This window comes from Symbiopectobacterium sp., from assembly GCF_051710365.1.
GTDB lineage: Bacteria > Pseudomonadota > Gammaproteobacteria > Enterobacterales > Enterobacteriaceae > Symbiopectobacterium.
Window position 1 is genome coordinate 1 of record NZ_JBPETA010000286.1, and the last position, 2,865, is coordinate 2,865.

Consider the following 2,865-nt stretch of genomic DNA (forward strand, 5'->3'; position numbering starts at 1 on the left):
GTTCAGTATTGGTGACAGACCACCACAAGTATCCAACCTCAATTCTGTTCACAAGACCATCGTTGATGTTCTCGGCGAGCGATACCGTCGAATTTATTCTTAAAGTAGGTGCGGAATGACGGTTGGATCACTTTAGGTAAGTCCCCACAACGGGCTCGCGCAAACAGTTGCTGGGTCAGCACCCTGACGAAGCGGGTATCATACGCTACTCACCGGACCAGCATGTCAATGCGCAAACCCCACCGACTTTTTTAGTGCATGCCGTCGATGACCCGTCAGTTTCCGTTGAGAACAGCATGGTGATGTTTTCTGCACTGAAGGCGAAGCATATTCCGGTAGAAATGCACCTGTTTGAAAAGGGCAAACACGGTTTTGGCATTCGCGGCACCACGGGGTTACCGGTCGCCGTCTGGCCCCAACTGGTTGATGCCTGGCTCAGCGCATTGCCCGTTGACAGCGCCAGCAGCAAGAAATAACCACAAGACATAAATAGTTACGCCGTCACAACTTCCGCAGCGGGGAATATTTCTCTATACTGGATAAAATAACAGTTCACTGAGAAACCCCATGACTGCGGAAGGACATCTGCTATTCTCCGTCGCCTGCGCTATTTTTGCCAAAAATGCAGAACTCACGCCAGCGCTGGCGAACGGAGACTGGTGGCATATCATTCCGGGGGCGCTGCTAACGGCGTTGCTGCCTGACATCGACCACCCTAAATCCGTATTGGGGCAACGGTTACGCTGGATCTCCGGGCCTGTCGCCCGCGCCTTTGGGCACCGTGGTTTCACCCACAGTTTGCTGGCCATTGTGGCCGTCATCTGTTTTATCCATCTGCAATTACCTGCCGATTGGCCGATCCCGACCGATGCCTACCACGCCATGCTGATTGGCTATCTCAGCCATATCATGGCCGACATGTTAACCTCAGCAGGAGTACCCTTGCTGTGGCCCTGCCGTTGGCGCTTTCGATTGCCGCTGATCAACGGCCAGAAAGGTAACCAACTCGAGCGGGTACTCTGTCTGGCGCTGATTGGCTTTTCGCTGTACCACACACCGCGCGCAGGTGCCTGTTACGGCTACGAGCAGGCCTGTCGCTGGTATGATTCTGCCCGCAGTCAATTCAGCCAGTTGCTCCGCTAGTGTTTTTCCTTACCACCGTAAACGCTATGCGATTTGAGTAAAAGATACGCCGGATTGGTATAACGGAAGCCACAAGGAGCTGTTATCCTAGCGCCCGTTTTCATTTTTAGGGAGGAGACAGTATGTCTGTTGCGCTATTGGCTAATATTATCGTTTTTTTGGCGTTGATCGCCCTGCTTGCTTATGCCAACCGTAACCCGACGTGGAGTCTGGCGAAAAAGGTTCTGCTCGGTCTGGTTATCGGCGTGCTGTTCGGCTTCGCGCTGCATCTGGTGTATGGCGGCAACAATCCGATCATCAAGGCTTCCGTTGCCTGGTTTAACATCGTGGGTAACGGTTACGTTCAACTGTTACAAATGATTGTTATGCCACTGGTTTTCGTTTCAATTTTGAATTCGGTTGCCAAGCTGCACAATGCATCATCATTAGGAAAAATCAGCGTACTAACACTGGGTACCCTGCTGTTAACCACCCTGATCGCAGCGCTGATCGGCGTGTTGGTTACCCTGCTGTTTGGTCTTAGCGCTTCAGGGCTGGTGCAAGGTGCGCAGGAAACCGCGCGTCTCAGCGCTATTGAGAGCAATTACGCGGGCAAAGTGTCCGATCTCAATGTGCCGCAATTGATTCTGTCTTTTATCCCGAAAAATCCGTTCGCAGAGCATACTGGCGCGAACCCCACGTCAATTATCAGTACGGTGATTTTCGCCGCTCTGCTCGGTATTGCGGCGCTGCAACTGCATCGCGATGATGCGGCCAAGGGTGAACGCGTCTTGGCGGCGATCGATACGCTGCAATCCTGGGTGATGAAGTTGGTTCGTTTGGTGATGAAACTGACGCCCTACGGTGTGTTGGCGCTGATGACCAAAATGGTCGCAACGTCGAATTTGCAGGATATCATCAAGCTGGGTAGTTTTGTCATCGCCTCCTATCTGGGCCTTGGCATCATGTTTGTGGTTCATGGGGTGCTGTTAGCCTCAACGGGTATCAACCCACTGCGTTTCTTTCGCAAAATTGCCCCGGTGCTGAGCTTTGCGTTTACCAGCCGTTCGAGCGCAGCCACCATTCCGCTCAGCATAGAGGCACAAACGCGCCGCATCGGCGTACCGGAATCCATCGCCAGCTTTGCAGCGTCCTTTGGTACCACCATTGGGCAAAATGGCTGTGCCGGGCTTTATCCTGCCATGCTCGCTGTGATGGTTGCCCCCACCGTCGGTATCAACCCTCTGGACCCGGTGTGGATTGCCACGCTGGTGGGCATCGTGACCATCAGTTCTGCCGGCGTCGCGGGCGTTGGCGGCGGTGCGACCTTCGCAGCATTGATCATTTTACCCGCCATGGGATTGCCGGTAACGCTGGTGGCACTGCTAATCTCTATCGAGCCATTGATTGATATGGGACGTACTGCGCTCAATGTGAGCGGTTCAATGACTGCGGGTACGGTGACCAGCCAGTTACTGAGACAAACCGACAAGTCGCGTTTTGCGGCCGACGATGAGTCCGTGTTAAACGCGTCCCACACCTGATACCCAGGTGAACGCATGGCGTCATAAAAAAACCGGCAGGTCTACCCTGCCGGTTTTTGTTTATGCAGACGGTTATACCCGTCATTCCGCACCTGATTTTTCTTTTTTCGGGACTTGACGGTATTCTGAAGTTCTGAATTTATTACTGCTTTTTGCAGACCAATCAGCATGAGTACTCCCCACGTTACCATCCGTAACC

At 53.1% G+C, this 2,865-nt stretch carries 2 protein-coding genes and 1 pseudogene; all 3 read left to right on the forward strand.

From position 1 onward, the window contains the following. Positions 1–152: 152 nt before the first annotated feature. Positions 153–476: pseudogene (locus tag ACTBDZ_RS16720) on the forward strand (alpha/beta hydrolase); the annotation flags it as partial. A gap of 91 nt (positions 477–567) precedes the next feature. Further along, complete coding sequence (locus tag ACTBDZ_RS16725) at positions 568–1,143, forward strand: metal-dependent hydrolase (protein WP_438816136.1); 576 nt, start codon at positions 568–570, stop codon at positions 1,141–1,143. Positions 1,144–1,265: 122 nt separating this feature from the next. Further along, positions 1,266–2,666 (forward strand): L-cystine transporter, encoded by a 1,401-nt coding sequence (locus ACTBDZ_RS16730; RefSeq protein WP_438816137.1) that lies wholly within the window; start codon positions 1,266–1,268, stop codon positions 2,664–2,666. Positions 2,667–2,865: the final 199 nt, after the last annotated feature.

What these genes read in the sequence shown, in the direction of transcription:
- ACTBDZ_RS16725 (WP_438816136.1), top strand. Translation starts at nt 568, where the DNA reads ATGACTGCGGAAGGACATCTGCTATTCTCCGTCGCCTGCGCTATTTTT.
- ACTBDZ_RS16730 (WP_438816137.1), top strand. Translation starts at nt 1,266, where the DNA reads ATGTCTGTTGCGCTATTGGCTAATATTATCGTTTTTTTGGCGTTGATC.